Annotated in this window: 14 protein-coding genes and 7 tRNA genes; 10 read left to right on the top strand and 11 right to left on the bottom strand. The window is 72.8% G+C overall.

Annotated elements, in window-relative coordinates; all coding sequences use genetic code 11:
- Nucleotides 1-124: 124 nt before the first annotated feature.
- A complete protein-coding gene (locus tag IG54_RS0122180; RefSeq protein ID WP_030787109.1) occupies nt 125-850 on the top strand; it encodes a 3'-5' exonuclease in 726 nt (241 codons plus the stop codon).
- Nucleotides 851-936: 86 nt separating this feature from the next.
- Here IG54_RS0122180 and IG54_RS0122175 read toward each other — a convergent pair.
- Both IG54_RS0122175 and IG54_RS0122170 read right to left on the bottom strand, forming a co-directional pair.
- A tRNA-Val gene (locus IG54_RS0122175) sits at nt 937-1,008 on the bottom strand.
- A 39-nt stretch (nt 1,009-1,047) separates the two neighbouring features.
- Entirely contained in the window at nt 1,048-1,494 is a 447-nt protein-coding gene (locus tag IG54_RS0122170; RefSeq protein ID WP_030787106.1) for an SRPBCC family protein, read from the bottom strand.
- Nucleotides 1,495-1,596: 102 nt separating this feature from the next.
- Between IG54_RS0122170 and IG54_RS0122165 the strand changes: the two genes are divergently transcribed.
- A complete protein-coding gene (locus IG54_RS0122165) occupies nt 1,597-4,305 on the top strand; it encodes an SCO7613 C-terminal domain-containing membrane protein (RefSeq protein ID WP_030787103.1) in 2,709 nt (902 codons plus the stop codon).
- A gap of 103 nt (nt 4,306-4,408) precedes the next feature.
- Here the strand turns inward: IG54_RS0122165 and IG54_RS0122160 are convergent.
- Both IG54_RS0122160 and IG54_RS0122155 read right to left on the bottom strand, forming a co-directional pair.
- A tRNA-Val gene (locus tag IG54_RS0122160) sits at nt 4,409-4,480 on the bottom strand.
- A 65-nt stretch (nt 4,481-4,545) separates the two neighbouring features.
- Entirely contained in the window at nt 4,546-4,980 is a 435-nt protein-coding gene (locus IG54_RS0122155; protein WP_030787100.1) for a TIGR02611 family protein, read from the bottom strand.
- A 191-nt stretch (nt 4,981-5,171) separates the two neighbouring features.
- On the opposite strand from IG54_RS0122155, the gene IG54_RS0122150 reads away from it, so the two are divergent.
- Together IG54_RS0122150 and IG54_RS0122145 are read left to right on the top strand one after the other, a co-directional pair.
- On the top strand, nt 5,172-5,585 hold the full coding sequence (locus IG54_RS0122150) for an SsgA family sporulation/cell division regulator (protein WP_003959770.1): 414 nt from the start codon (nt 5,172-5,174) through the stop codon (nt 5,583-5,585).
- A 249-nt stretch (nt 5,586-5,834) separates the two neighbouring features.
- Nucleotides 5,835-6,392, top strand: a complete 558-nt coding sequence (locus tag IG54_RS0122145; protein ID WP_030787095.1) for a CGNR zinc finger domain-containing protein — start codon at nt 5,835-5,837, stop codon at nt 6,390-6,392.
- A gap of 11 nt (nt 6,393-6,403) precedes the next feature.
- Here the strand turns inward: IG54_RS0122145 and IG54_RS0122140 are convergent, their stop codons facing one another.
- Together IG54_RS0122140 and IG54_RS0122135 are read right to left on the bottom strand one after the other, a co-directional pair.
- Nucleotides 6,404-6,646 carry a hypothetical protein gene (locus IG54_RS0122140; RefSeq protein WP_051819799.1) on the bottom strand — a complete coding sequence of 81 codons (243 nt, stop codon included), beginning with the start codon at nt 6,644-6,646 and terminating at the stop codon, nt 6,404-6,406.
- Nucleotides 6,647-6,892: 246 nt separating this feature from the next.
- Entirely contained in the window at nt 6,893-7,339 is a 447-nt protein-coding gene (locus tag IG54_RS0122135) for a hypothetical protein (RefSeq protein WP_030787089.1), read from the bottom strand.
- 126 nt (nt 7,340-7,465) lie between these two features.
- Between IG54_RS0122135 and IG54_RS0122130 the strand changes: the two genes are divergently transcribed.
- The gene (locus IG54_RS0122130; protein WP_030787086.1) at nt 7,466-7,993 is read left to right on the top strand and encodes a DsbA family protein; all 528 of its coding nucleotides are present in this window, start codon (nt 7,466-7,468) and stop codon (nt 7,991-7,993) included.
- A gap of 24 nt (nt 7,994-8,017) precedes the next feature.
- Here the strand turns inward: IG54_RS0122130 and IG54_RS0122125 are convergent, their stop codons facing one another.
- From IG54_RS0122125 to IG54_RS0122115, 3 genes are read right to left on the bottom strand one after another with little or no spacing between them, the layout of a single operon-like run.
- Entirely contained in the window at nt 8,018-8,842 is an 825-nt protein-coding gene (locus tag IG54_RS0122125) for a GNAT family N-acetyltransferase (RefSeq protein WP_030787083.1), read from the bottom strand.
- 26 nt (nt 8,843-8,868) lie between these two features.
- On the bottom strand, nt 8,869-9,690 hold the full coding sequence (locus tag IG54_RS0122120) for an aminotransferase class IV (RefSeq protein ID WP_030787081.1): 822 nt from the start codon (nt 9,688-9,690) through the stop codon (nt 8,869-8,871).
- A complete protein-coding gene (locus IG54_RS0122115) occupies nt 9,687-10,712 on the bottom strand; it encodes a chorismate-binding protein (RefSeq protein WP_030787078.1) in 1,026 nt (341 codons plus the stop codon). The genes IG54_RS0122120 and IG54_RS0122115 overlap by 4 nt, the downstream gene beginning before the upstream one ends.
- Nucleotides 10,713-10,899: 187 nt before the next feature.
- Here IG54_RS0122115 and IG54_RS0122110 point away from each other — a divergent pair.
- From IG54_RS0122110 to IG54_RS0122090, 5 genes are all read left to right on the top strand, one after another.
- Nucleotides 10,900-10,972 (top strand) — tRNA-Gly (locus tag IG54_RS0122110).
- Between the two features lie 39 nt (nt 10,973-11,011).
- Nucleotides 11,012-11,085, top strand: a tRNA-Cys gene (locus IG54_RS0122105).
- A 1-nt stretch (nt 11,086) separates the two neighbouring features.
- A tRNA-Val gene (locus IG54_RS0122100) sits at nt 11,087-11,158 on the top strand.
- A 51-nt stretch (nt 11,159-11,209) separates the two neighbouring features.
- Nucleotides 11,210-11,281, top strand: a tRNA-Val gene (locus IG54_RS0122095).
- 29 nt (nt 11,282-11,310) lie between these two features.
- Nucleotides 11,311-11,385: transfer RNA gene (locus IG54_RS0122090), tRNA-Val, on the top strand.
- 67 nt (nt 11,386-11,452) lie between these two features.
- Here the strand turns inward: IG54_RS0122090 and IG54_RS0122085 are convergent.
- Together IG54_RS0122085 and IG54_RS0122080 are read right to left on the bottom strand one after the other, a co-directional pair.
- Nucleotides 11,453-11,767 (bottom strand): zf-TFIIB domain-containing protein, encoded by a 315-nt coding sequence (locus IG54_RS0122085; RefSeq protein WP_078594371.1) that lies wholly within the window; start codon nt 11,765-11,767, stop codon nt 11,453-11,455.
- 160 nt (nt 11,768-11,927) lie between these two features.
- Nucleotides 11,928-12,844: aminoglycoside phosphotransferase family protein (locus IG54_RS0122080; RefSeq protein WP_030787072.1), on the bottom strand; the 917-nt coding region annotated here is incomplete at its 5' end.

The raw sequence follows: 12,844 nt of genomic DNA, 5'->3' as shown, positions 1-12,844 counted from the left end.
GTCAATTCCAAGGCCCTGTACCTCTGTTGTCTCCGGGCCGCGTACAGCGCAAACGGCCCGGGTATCACCAGCGTGGGCAGAGACCGACGTCATCTGCCGGAACTGATCGAGGAGTTGCGTCACCATGACGTGCTGGTACGAGGGGCCCTTGGCCGCATTCGATACGGAGACCACGGGCGTCGACGTCGAGACCGACCGGATCGTGTCGGCCGCCGTCGTCGTCCAGCAGGGCGCGGGGACCCGTCCGCGCATCACCCGCTGGCTGGTGAACCCGGGCGTTCCGGTGCCCGAGGAGGCCACCGCGGTACACGGACTGACGGAGGATCACCTCCAGCGCAACGGCCGCTGGCCCGCGCCGGTGATGGAGGAGATAGCGCGCGATCTGGCCGAACAGGGCGCGGCGGGGCGGCCGATCGTGGTGATGAACGCGCCGTTCGACCTGACCCTCCTGGACCGGGAGCTGCGCAGGCACCGCGCCTCGTCGCTGAGCCGCTACATGGAGGGCTCGTCCCTCTGTGTGATCGATCCGCGCGTGCTCGACAAGCAGCTCGACCGCTACCGCAAGGGCCGCCGCACGCTCACCGACCTGTGCGCGCACTACGAGGTGGAGCTGGCGGAGGCCCATGACGCGGCGGCGGACGCGCAGGCGGCGCTCGATGTCGTCCGTGCGGTGGGGCGCCGTTTCGCGGCCCGCCTCGAGCGGCTGTCGGCGGCCGAGCTGCATACGTTGCAGGCCGTGTGGCACGCGGCGCAGGCGCGCGGCCTCCAGGCGTGGTTCGCGAAGAGCGGTGCGCCGGAGACGGTGGACCCGGCGTGGCCGCTGCGTCCCGAACTACGGGCGGCCGCCTGAGCGTCGGCGGCGCGCGGGCCCGGGCAGAGAGGGCGTGCGGGCAAGAAAAAACCGGTCCGTCTGCTGACGGACCGGCATTCTCCGGGTGGGCGATACTGGGTTCGAACCAGTGACCTCTTCGGTGTGAACGAAGCGCTCTCCCACTGAGCTAATCGCCCGGGAACGGACTGAACAATACAGGTCCGGGCGCCCTTCCTTCAAACCGCTTCGAGATACGCCGCGAGGCCTCGGCGCCCCGCGCGCATCATCAGGGCGTGGTTGAGCAGGAACAGGGGTCTGCCGGGGACGGCGAGGCGCCGCATCAGGGGCCGTCGCACCTCGACCTCCTGGTCGTAGCGGGCCAGCGTCCCTCTCGGCCCGGGTCGGACCGTCCAGCGGGCCCAGCCGTCCAGGTCGCCGGTCATGGCGATCTCCAGGACCCCTGCCCCGGGATCGCGGCGGCGCTCGTGTGCGGCGACGTGAAGGTCGTACGGGAGGAAGGACCGGAAGCGGGCTGTGCCGCTGCGGTCGTCGGCCTGCGTCGCCTCGCGCACCTGCGGCCACCACAGCGGATAGTCCTCGACGCGCTCCAGGACGGCGTAGACCTCGGCGGGGGCGCCGGGGAGGTCCCAGAGGCTGCGGAAGCGGTAGTGGCACCAGTTCATGGTGCGAGTCTGCCCGGTGTGTGTCGGGCGCACCGGATCTGAGTACGTCCTGAGTATCCGCGCCGATGCCGGGCGGGGTGGCGCGGACCACACTCCTGAGGCATGACGAACATTCCGCCACCGGCCGAGGAGCTGCGCCTCCTCGACTGGGAGCTGCGCCAACTGGAGTCGCGCCGGACGCAGTTGCTGCGGCGCCGCGCCTGGCTGCTCGGGGTCCTGCACGCGGCGGGCCCGGCAGGGCCGTCCCCGCGCCCGGCCGGGCCGCCCGGCCCCGGTGCCACGCCGCCGAGCGCGCAGAACGTCCTGCTGACACTGGGCGGCGTCCTGCTGACCATCGCGGCGATCGCCTTCACGGTGGTGAGCTGGGGCCACTTGGGCATCGGCGGGCGCGGCGCGGTCCTCGGGGCGGTGACCCTGGTGGCGCTGGGCGCCCCCGCGCTCCTGCTGCGGCGCTCGTTGCGCTCGACGGCGGAGGCGGTGGCGGGCCTGGCGCTCGCGCTGACCGTCCTCGACGCGTACGCGTTGCGCTACCTGGCGCTGCCGGACGTGGACGCCCTCTCCTACGCGGCCGGCACATCGGCGGTTCTCGCCACTCTGTGGGCGGGATACGGCCTGCTCCTCGGCGGACTGCGTCTGCCGCTGCCGACGGCGGTGGCCACGGCCCAACTCCCCCTGGTCCTGTGGGCGGGAGCCGTGCAGGCGGGCGATCACGCGATGACGGCCGCGCTGCTCGTGACGGCGGCGTTCGACACCGCGCTCGCGCTGTGGACGACCGTCAGGTCCGTGCGGGTCGTGGCGCTGGCGGGCGGTTGCGCGCTGGGTCTGTGGGGTGCGGCGAGCGCCGGTTGGCTCTCCTCTCGGGCGGCGGATCCGACGGCGGCGGCACGCGCGGGCGTCCTCCTCCTGTTCGCCGCGCTGATCGCGCTCGTAGCGGCGTGGCGGGCGAGGGAGCCCCGGATCGCCACCGGCGCCGCGTGTGCGGGGGGTCTGCTCACGGTGGCCGCGGTCGGCGGAGTCCTGCGGCCCGCCCTGCCCTCGGCGGGGGCCGTGCCGGGCTATCTGGTGTGCGGCATCGTGCTCTTGGCGGCTGTGCGCCTCGCGTTGCCGCGGCCGGTACGACGGGGTCTCGCCGCCGCGTCGGCCGCGGCACAGGGCCTCGCGGCGCTGTGGGCGCTGCCGGTGACCGCCATGGCCCTGCTCGCCCCGGTCGGCTGGGCCACCCGCCCCTGGTCGACCGCTCCGCAGGACGCCCGCGCCGCCCTGCTCACCGAACTGCCCCTGCCTCACCCGCTCCTGGCCCCCCTGGCCCTCGCCCTGATCGCGGGGACGCTGCTGGTGGCTCCCGGCCTGCTCGGCGTGCCGGTCGGCAGGCCCGGCCCGGCGGCCACCCCGCCCGGCCCGGTGAACGCCGCGCCCGGCCCGGTGAACGCCGCGCCCGGCCCGGTGAACGCCCCGTCCGGCCCGGTGAGCCCCCCGTCCGGCCCGGTGAACGCCGCGCCCGACCCGGCGGCCACCCCGCCCGGCCCGGCGGCCACCCCGCCCGGCCCGGCGGCCACCCCGCCCGGTCCGGCGGCCACCCCGCCCAACCCGGTGAGCGCCGCACCCGGCCCGGCGGCCGGCAGGCTCGGCGCGGTCGCCGATCCGCTCGGTGCGGCGGCGGGCCCCCTCGGCGGCGCGGTCCGGAATCTCGCCCGTTATGGCGCACCCGTCCTCGGCTGGGCCGCCGTCGTCGCCCTGCCGGCCGGGCTCGGGCTCCCGTACGCCGTCGGGGTGTCGGCCCACGTCATGGTGGTGGCCGCTCTGCTGGCCGTCGCCGGCCGTGCCGGGTCCGCCGGACAAGCCCTGCCGGCGTCGGTCCTGGCCCTTGTCTCCTCGGTGAGCGTCGCGTTCCTCGCCCTGGCCACCGAGGCCGCGACTCTCGCCACCCTCGGCGCGCTCACGGTCCTGTTCCTGGCGGTCTGCGTACAGCTGACCCGCTGCCCGCACCGGGCAACCGCGGGCGCCGCCGTACTCACGGCCTGCGCGGCCCTCACGTACGCCACCGCGTTCGCCTGCGCCGCGGGTGCCTCCTGGGGGCTGCGTCCGGGGCACGTCGGACTGGTCACCCTGGCCGTTCCCGCGCTGGCCGCGTTCGCCGCGGCGCGCCTGGGTCGGCACCAGCTGACCCTGCCCGTGGAGATCATGGCGGCCGCTTCCTGCGCGGTCGCCGTCACCCTCACCGTGGGCCACGCCCCCACCTTCGCGCTCGCGCTGGCCCTCACCGGGCTCATCGCGGCGGGTACCGCGCTCCGCCCCGACCGCCACCCCGCGGCCTACGCGTCGGGCGCCCTGTTCCTCCTGGCGAGCTGGGTCCGCCTCGCCGCCTGGGAGGTCACGGCACCGGAGGCGTACACCCTGCCGGCCACCGTCCCCGCGCTGCTCATCGGCCTGCTGCGCAGGCGCCGCGATCCCGAGGTCTCCTCCTGGACGGCGTACGGCCCCGGCCTCGCCGCGACACTGCTGCCGAGCCTCGCCGCCGCCTGGAGCGACCCGCACTGGCAGCGCCCGCTGCTGCTCGGCGTCGCGGCCCTCGCGCTGACCCTGGCGGGCGCCCGGCACCGGCTGCGCGCTCCACTGGTCCTCGGCGGCGGGGTGCTCGCCCTGGACGCGCTGCACGAACTGGCCCCGTACATCGTGCAGGTGACCGGCGCTCTGCCCCGCTGGCTGCCACCGGCGCTCGCGGGTCTGCTGCTCCTCGCCGTCGGGGCGACGTACGAGCAACGGCTGCGTGACGCACGCCGGTTCCGGAATGCGCTCGGCCGAATGCACTGACAACAGGCCGTCACGGGATATGTGGACCCGTCAATTCCCTTGAAAGGCACGGGAATACGAGAACGGCCCGGAGGCTGAAAAGCCTCCGGGCCGCAATCCGGGGTGGGCGATACTGGGTTCGAACCAGTGACCTCTTCGGTGTGAACGAAGCGCTCTCCCACTGAGCTAATCGCCCGGGCGCACAGAGAACATTACCGCATGTCAGCGGGTGCTCCCGACCGCCTCGGAGTCACCTCTCGGTCACTCCTTGATCTTCCACGGCATCGTGATGCCGAACTTCCAGACGTAGATGGCGACGAGCACCGCGACGATGACCAGGCCGATGGTCGTCAGGATGATGTTCCGGCGGCGCACCTTGGGGTCGAGGGCGCGCTGCGCGGCCTCGGTGACCTTGCGCTTCGTCCAGCGCAGCACCAGCTGGGCCCAGACGAACTCGGTCGCCCAGATCGCCATACCGCCGAAGATCACCAGCCAGCCGGGGCCCGGCAGCGGCAGCATGATGATGCCCGCGACGACGACCGCGAGCCCCACGACGAAGACGCCCACCTGCCAGCTGAGGTGCAGCGCCTTACGGGCCTGGATGTACTGCGGCGCTCGTGATCCGAGCGGCTGCTCGGCGTCTGCCGCGACGGTCGGTTCCGCGACCTCCGCGGGTTCGTTACTCCCCGTATTCATACGGCCAAACCCTACCGGACGGAAACCCGTCACCGGAATGGGCGCATGAACGGAAGGGAGAACCCGCCAATCGAGCTACCTAAAGACACGCAAAACCCTCAGAGGGGTTTACAACGGCACCGTAGGTGGCATGTCGATTTCGCCGACGTGCGAATCCCCGAGCGCACACTGAGCGAAAGGCCCTGGCGCTTATGAACACCACGGTCAGCTGCGAGCTGCACCTGCGCCTCGTTGTGTCGAGCGAGTCCTCACTGCCTGTACCCGCAGGACTGCGGTATGACACGGCCGATCCCTATGCCGTGCACGCCACCTTCCACACCGGAGCCGAGGAGACGGTCGAGTGGGTGTTCGCCCGCGATCTCCTCGCCGAGGGCCTGCACCGGCCCACCGGAACCGGCGACGTCCGAGTCTGGCCGTCCCGGAGCCACGGTCAGGGCGTTGTCTGCATCGCCCTGAGTTCCCCGGAGGGGGAGGCTCTGCTCGAGGCCCCGGCGCGGGCCCTGGAGTCCTTCCTGAAGCGAACAGACGCGGCCGTGCCCCCCGGCACGGAACACCGCCACTTCGATCTCGACACGGAGCTGTCACACATCCTGGCCGAAAGTTAACGGCGCAGGAGCGTCGGGATCCCCTCACGCCGTCCGACTCGGGGCGACGGCGCAGGCAGTCACGACACGACACGGCGACACAAGGCGGACAGGAATCAGTGACCGGCGCCGTCGCCGCGGGAAGCCCGCGGCGACGGCGCCGGTGCGTCCTGCGGGGAAGCCGCTAGCATCGGCCAGCACCGGCGGGCACCGTTCCCCAAGCTCTCGATGAGCGGGGAGGCCCACCACCCCCAGGCCAGGGAGCGCATCGTGCTGATCACCCATGACACCCGGTGTTCTCTCGACTCCGTGGTCGATCTGGTGAACACCGCACCGGAGGACGACGGAGCCGACGGACTCGGCGACCTGGCGGCGCTCGCCGAATTCGTACGATCCCACGACGTGAGCGACGTCGGAGTGCTCTCGGAGCGTGACCTCGCCGATGTGCGGCGGATCCGCGGCCGCTTCGCGGAGGTCTTCGCGAACCCCGAGCCCCGGGCCGCGTCCACGATCATCAACGAACTGATCGCGGCGGCGGGCACCACGCCCCGGCTCACCGACCACGACGGCTACGACTGGCACATCCACTACTTCGCGCCCGGGGCTTCCGTCGCGGACCACCTGGCGGCCGACTGCGGGATGGCGCTGGCCTTCTTCGTGGTCGCCGGCGAGCAGGAGCGGCTGCGACGCTGCGAGGCGCCGGACTGCCGACGCGCCTTCGTCGACCTGTCCCGCAACCGCTCGCGCCGCTACTGCGACAGCCGCACCTGCGGCAACCGCCTGCACGTCGCCGCGTACCGCGCCCGCCGCAAGGAAGCCGCGGGCTAGGGCGTTACGCCCTAGAGCAGCAGCAGGTCGTGCAGGGACGCCAGCAGGATCAGTGTGCCGACCACCGTCAGGAAGATCATCAGGGGGGGCTGGGAGAGGGCGAAGAGGCAGCCTCGCGGTTCTTCGTCAGGGGCGGGCCGCTCTCCGTCAGGGGCGTGCCGCGCTTCGTCGGCAGGTCGTCGCTCAGGGGACGGTGCCGCTTGCCGTCCGTCGTCCGGCGGGGCCGCATCGCCCGGTGTGGTGGTGTCAAGCATCTCGCGGTGATGATGACGCAGCCGACCGGTGGCCGATGACCAACACGCCCGGGCGAAAGGGCAGTTCGCCGGGGCCCGTGAACAGGGATAAGTCCAGCGCCCGGCGCGTTCCGCAGCTTCCGCGCGGCCCCGCGCCGCCGCGACAGCCCGCGGAGGATCCCGCACTCGAACGAGGGATTATCCCGCCGTTCTGCTGCCGGACGCCGTGCTTTCGTGCTCCCCCGCTGCCTCGCTCCCCCGCCTCCGTCAGATGCCGTGCTTCTTCAAGATCGCCTCGATGTCGCTGAAGTCGTCCGCGGGTGCGGCCGCCCTCGGCTTGGCCGCGGGCTTCGCGGCGGCCGGGCCCGCGCCCTGGCCGAGCGAGGGCGCCGAGGCGGCGGGGGCCACCACGTCGCGCTGGGCGGCCTTCGCGGCCTTGCGCTCCTTACGGGTGCCGCCCGTGCGGCGCTCCACCGCGCGCGTGGCGAGGAACATCAGCCAGGCCGCGCCCAGCACACCGAAGCCGACCCACGCCTTGAGGCTGAACGCGGTGTCGGCGGCCCATCCGACGACGCCCGTCAGCACGAGGCCCACCGGCACCAGCGAGTACGCGGCAAGGCGGGCCGCGGTCAGGAAACGCTTTCGATAGGCCGTGACCGCGGCGATGCCGAGCCCGGCCGCGGATACGGCGGAACAGACGGTCTCGGCAATCATCCGGTCCTCCAGAGGTCATGTACGCGGTTGTCCCTTCCATCCTGCCCCGGGTGGATGCCGCGTAGCCACGGCCGGGGCGGACCTCAGGGACATATCAGGGTCATCCAGGAGTGGGAGACTGTGCCCATGAACGACTCCGCTCCTGATCACCCCGCCCGCCCCGTCGTCCTCGACGTCTGGTGCGAGTTGCAGTGCCCCGACTGCGGTACCGCCCTGGACGACGTGCGCGCCCTGCGAGCCCGCTACAGCGACCGCGTCGAGCTGCGCCTGCGCCACTTCCCCCTCGAGAAGCACAAGCACTCCTTCGCCGCCGCCCAGGCCGCCGAGGAGGCCTTCGAGCAGGGTTCGGGCTGGCCGTACGTCGAGGCGGTGCTCGCCGGGGTCCAGGAGCTGGACCGCAGGGGCGAGCCCTTCCTGGTCGACACCGCGCGCGAACTGGGCCTGGACGCGGAGGAGTTCGACACCGCCCTGATCGACGGCCGGCACATCCTGATCGTCGACGCCGATCAGGCCGAGGGCAAGGCCATCGGCGTCACCGGCACACCGACATACGTCGTCGACGGCGAGCGTCTGGACGGCGGCAAGAGCCAGGAGGGGCTGCGGGAGCGCGTCGAGGCGATCATCGACCGCCTCCTTGCCGCCGAGGGCTCCTAAAGCAGCTGTCTGTACCGACGACTCCTAGAGCAACGGCTTGTAGAGGGAGTACGTCACCGGCTCATAGCCGAGCGAGTCGTACAGGCACAGGGCCGGGGCGTTGCCCGCGAAGACGTTGAGGCCGATGCGGGCGCGTCCGGCCGCGCGGGCCCGCGCCTCGGCCAGGAGCATCAGGGAACGGCCGTGGCCGCGCCCGCGGTAGCGCTGGTCGACCGCGACGTCGTGGACGAACGCGTCACCGTCGCCCAGCGTGAGCCACAGGACGCCGACGCTCTCGCCGTCCTCGGTGAGCACGTCGAGCACGACATCGGGCGTGGCCACGCCGTACGGCAGGCCCGCGGCGTGGTCGGCCTCGGCCTTGGCGTACGCCTCCGGCTCGGGCACACCGCGGTCGATCCAGCTCCGCGCGTACTCCCGCTTCGCCCGCGCCAGCCAGGTCCCGTACTCGTCCTCGGTCATCGGCCGGCCCTCGACGCCTACCGGCAGCGCGGCGGGCTCGTCCCGTACCGGCTTCGTCATCCGGCGGTTGCGCTCCACATAGCCGAGGGCCGTCGCCAGGCGCAGCGCCCCGGTCGCCCCGGCGGGGACGTCCGCCTCGATGCGCCGGCAGCCCCAGCCGCGCGCGACCTCCTCCGCCGCCAGCGCCGCCACGGTGGCGCGGCCGCGCCCCCGGTCGGGTTCGGCGATCCGCAGGTCGCGCACGCGGCAGACGCCGGGGCCGAAGACCTCGTCGGTGGCGAGCGCTATGGAACCGACGGGGCGGCTGTTCACACAGACGTCGTACGTGCGCGCCTTGCCGCCGTCGGCGCTCCGCTGAAGCGGCCCGGTCGGCCGCAGGGTCGTGGTCATCACGGGTGTTCTACCCGTGATGGCGCTCACGGATCCAGGTCGTCCGCGGCTCGCTCGTCGAAGGCCCGCATCGCCTTGGTGGTCATCGGACCCGGGGCCGCGGGCAGTTGACGCCCGTCGACGCGGTGGACGCCCTGCACATCACGCAGCGTCGACGTCAGGAAGACCTCGTCGGCGCGCTCCAGGACGTCCAGCGGCAGATCGGCCTCCCGGGCGCCCGTCCACTCGATGGTCAGCGCGCGCGTGATGCCGTCGAGGCACCCGGAGGCGACGGGCGGGGTGAGGATCTCGCCGTCGAGCACGACGAACACGTTGGAGCCGGTGCCCTCGCAGAGCTGCCCGACCGTGTTGGCGAACAGTGCCTCCGAGGCGCCGTGCTCGTGGGCGCGGGCCAGGGCGACGACGTTCTCCGCGTACGACGTGGTCTTCAGGCCGGTCAGCGCGCCCCGTTCGTTGCGGGTCCACGGCACCGTGATCACGGCGGTGGAGTCGGGCCGCCGCGCGGCCTCGCCGAGGGCGACTACCAGTGTCGTGCCCTGGTCGCCGCGGTCCGAGCCGAGTGGCGAGAGGCCCCCGGTGTAGGTGATCCGCAGCCGTCCCAGCGGCAGCGGGTTGGCCTCCAGGACGGCGGCGCAGGCGTGGCGCACCTCGTCGAGGTCGGGCTCGGGCAGCCCCAGGCCGCGCGCCGACCGGGCGAGCCTGGCCAGGTGGCGGGTCAGGGCGAAGGTCCTGCCCTCGACGGACTTCACCGTCTCGAAGACGCCGTCGCCCACCGTCAGCCCGTGGTCGAGCACCGAGACGCGGGCCGAGTCGACGTCCCGCAGCCCGTCGTTGAGCCATATCTTCACGTTGGGGTTCCTCCGCTCGCTTCGTACGCCCCTGACGCTACCGCCAGCAGTCGCGCGGCCTTCAGCTCGGTCTCCCGCCACTCCCCCTCGGGGTCCGAGCCCCAGGTGATGCCCGCCCCGGTGCCGAAGCGCAGCATCCCCTCGGCCCGGTCGATCCAGAAGGTGCGGATGCCGACGGCCAGCTCTCCGGTGCCCCGGTCGGCGTCCACCCAGCCGATGCCGCCGCAGTAGGGGCCCCGGGGCGCCGTCTCCAGTTCGTCGATGATCCGCAGGGCGCTGGACTTGGGGGCGCCGGTGACCGAGCCGGGCGGGAACGCCGCTTCGAACAGTTCCGGCCAGCCGGCACCGGGGCGCAGCTCCCCGTGGACGGTGGAGACGAGGTGCACGAGGCCGGGGTGCTTCTCGACCACGCAGAGGTCGGGGACGGTCACCGAGCCGGTCGCGCAGACGCGTCCCAGGTCGTTGCGGACGAGGTCCACGATCATGACGTTCTCGGCGTAGTCCTTCTCCAGGAGGTCCGCCTCGGTCCGTCCGGTGCCCTTGATGGGCCCCGACTCCACGACGCGGCCCGCGCGGCGCAGGAACAGCTCCGGGGAGGCGGTGGCTATCTCCACGCCGTGTCCGGGCAGGCGAATCGTTCCGGCGTACGGGGCGGGGTTCCCGCGCGCGAGGAGAGCCGTCAGGGCGTCCACGTCGGCGCCGGCCGGGACGGGCGCGGAGAGGACGCGGCAGAGGTTCGCCTGGTAGACCTCGCCGGCCGCGATGTACGCGCGTATCCGACGTACGCCTTCCGTGTACGCGGCGCGGTCGAGGGACGACGTCCAGTCACCGGCGGCCGGGCCCCGCCACAGCCCCGGGACAGGGGCGGGCACGGCCTCGTGGCGCACGTCGTCGAAGCGGGCGCAGACCAGACCTCCCTCGAAATCCGCGGACACCGCCCAGAAGCCGGTGGAGTCCAGAGCCGCAGGGTCGCTGGTCACATCGCGCAGACCGGTGGCCACCAGACCGCCGAAGCGCGCCATGGGAGGGAGCGCGGGTGGGGACGTCAGAGGGGGGTTGTGCACGGCTGCGAGTCTATGACCGGTGTCCCGGCCGCGCCCCGGACCGGCTTCAGCGCAGCACGCTGCGCAAACGCGTTTTTGTACTGGCCCAGGAATCCGCTAGAGTTCAACACGTCGCCGGGACGCGCAAGCGGACCGGGAAAGACAAGCGGACGTAGCTCAGTTGGTAGAGCGCAACCTTGCCAAGGTTGAGGTCGCCAGTTCGAACCTGGTCGTCCGCTCGCAGGAAAGTGGGGGATCTTCCCGACCCCCGCACTCCTGGTGGAGTGGCCGAGAGGCGAGGCAACGGCCTGCAAAGCCGTCTACACGGGTTCAAATCCCGTCTCCACCTCCAAGGACGATTAGCTCAGCGGGAGAGCGCTTCCCTGACACGGAAGAGGTCACTGGTTCAATCCCAGTATCGTCCACTGATCTTCACGAAGGCCGTCTCGGCGGGTTCCTTCATGAGGGTCGATCCCGCGCGATTAGCTCAGCGGGAGAGCGCTTCCCTGACACGGAAGAGGTCACTGGTTCAATCCCAGTATCGCGCACGCAGTACGCAGCACACGCAGGTTCACCTGCGCGATTAGCTCAGCGGGAGAGCGCTTCCCTGACACGGAAGAGGTCACTGGTTCAATCCCAGTATCGCGCACCACCCCACGAACCCCCCGGCCGTCTCCACGGCCGGGGGGTTCGTCGTTTCCGGGCGCACCCGGGGCTCGTCAGGAAGAGAAGAGCATGTGCCCGAAGCTCTTGTGACGCTTGCCGTGGCCGTAGTGACCACTGTGGCCGCCATGACCGCCGTGGGCTCCCTGGGGGGCGCCCCAGGCGGGGGCCGGCGCGGCGGGGTAGCCCTGGGGGGCCGGGGGCGCGGGCGGCGGCGGGACCTGCGGGCCGCCCCACTGGGCCTCCAGGCGGGTCAGGGACTCCAGCTCGCCGTAGTCGAGGAATATGCCGCGGCAGCCGTTGCACTGCTCGATCTGGACGCCATTGCGGTTGTACGTGTGCATCGGTGCGTGGCACTTGGGGCACTGCATGGACGGCTCAACTCCTCGCCGGTGGTGAATGCTTCGCCGGATGTCTGCCCGGCTTCGGTGCGTTGCACCCTACTTCGTCGTGTCTCAGGTCAACTTGCGTGGTCCCGGATCGACTCGGGTCGCCCCCCGTCCTGCGTGCGTGGCGCGGCGGGCGCTCGGCTCAGGTGCGGCTCATCCGGCCGCAGGCGTCGGTCAGCGCCTGCTCGACCTCGTCCAGGGGGCGGTCCGCGGCGACGGCCTTGGCGACCGCGAGGGCGGCCGTCTGGGCGGTCAGGGCGCGTGCCGGGATGTCGAGGGCGGGCCAGGGGTCGGCCCCGTCGAGCGGGACGGCCGGACCTCGGGCCGCGCGATAGGCGTCGAGGAATCGGGTCCACTCCTCCGGGGCGAGCAGGCCGCACGCGTACCAGGCGGCGGGCCGGGCCAGGTCCCAGGCGGGGTCGCCGACGCCGAGGTCGTCGACGTCGATCAGCCGCCAGGTGCCGTCCGGGGCGCGGACGAGCTGGCCCAGGTGGAGGTCGCCGTGGCACAGGCGCGGCGGGCCCGGTGCGGGGGCCTCGGCGCGGGCCCAGGGCGGGAGGGCGCGCCAGGCCCGCAGGACCGGGTCGGCGGCGGGGTGGGGCCGGCCGGCCGCGCGGAGGCGTTCGATGGCGCGGGCCGCCTTGGCCGGGCCGCGCATGGCGGGGAGCGGGTGCGGGAGGGACCCCGGGTCGGCGTTGTGCAGCCGGGCCAGAAGGGTGGCGGTGGCCTCCCAAGGGGCCGCGTCCGGGTCGTCACGGTCCACGGGGGTGCCGTGGGGCCAGAAGGTGACGAGGCGGTCGTGGAGGGGCGTGGGGGTGGTGTGCAGGGGCGCGAGGAGGGTGGTGGGGAGGCGGGCGGCGACGGCCAGTCGTATCGCCAGCTCCGCGGGGTGCGTGTCCTGGGCGTGGGCCTTGGCGACGATGTCGCCGTGGCGGATGACGGTGGCGTCGGGGCGGTCCGCGAGGACGGCGCCGGTGGCTTCGCCGCAGGCGCAGGGGGCTCCTCCGGGTGGGTGGGCCCTGGTTTTGGCCTTGGCGGTGAGGGCGGGGAGGAGGGGCG

Source organism: Streptomyces sp. NRRL S-920, from assembly GCF_000717945.1.
Classification (GTDB): Bacteria; Actinomycetota; Actinomycetes; order Streptomycetales; family Streptomycetaceae; genus Streptomyces; species Streptomyces alboniger.
The sequence above is the reverse complement of the archived record's forward strand: the minus strand, read 5'-3'. Positions and strand labels throughout refer to the sequence as shown.